Annotated in this window: 1 protein-coding gene; it reads right to left on the bottom strand. The window is 45.8% G+C overall.

The window, feature by feature from the left end; genetic code table 11:
* On the bottom strand, positions 1-553 hold a 553-nt coding region (locus BG32_RS15185), incomplete at both ends, for a PIG-L deacetylase family protein (RefSeq protein ID WP_147435110.1).

Raw genomic sequence — 553 nt, 5'->3', positions numbered from 1 at the left:
AACCTGTAATCCTTCTTCCAGTTGTTCGGGATACATATTGGGATCTCCTGCAGCTTCAACAGCCTTGGGAACCAGTACCCCACACGCCTGATGATGTCCGTGACCACCTGTTGGCGCATGTCTACCTAGCACGATGATTGGTTTGTAGATTCTAATGAGTCTCACTAGGTTTCCAATGATTGTTTCTTCATCCCAATTAGGATCATTAAATGTTTCTTCGGCCGTTTTCGAGTAACCGAAATCGTAAGCACCGAAGTGCAGTTGTTCTCCACCATCGATTTCCCTGGCAGATGCCAGCTCCTGTGATCTCAAAACTCCAAGAGCATCATAGAGCTCAGGACCGATCACATTTTGACCACCCTCTCCCCAGGTGGCAACAAGATAGTAACTGTTAAGATGAAGATTCTTGGCCAGATGCGCAATTAAACCATTGTCCTCATCGTCTGGATGTGCTCCTACCATAAATACCGTACCAAATACAGGAAGTTTCTGGAGCGCAAGTATTGTTTTGGCAAGTCCAGTTTCAGACAGTGCTTCAAACTCATAACTCTTG

Source organism: Mesotoga sp. HF07.pep.5.2.highcov (assembly GCF_003666285.1).
GTDB classification, from domain to species: Bacteria; Thermotogota; Thermotogae; order Petrotogales; family Kosmotogaceae; genus Mesotoga; species Mesotoga prima.
Note: the sequence above shows the minus strand (reverse complement) of the source record. Positions and strands in the feature narration are given on the sequence as shown.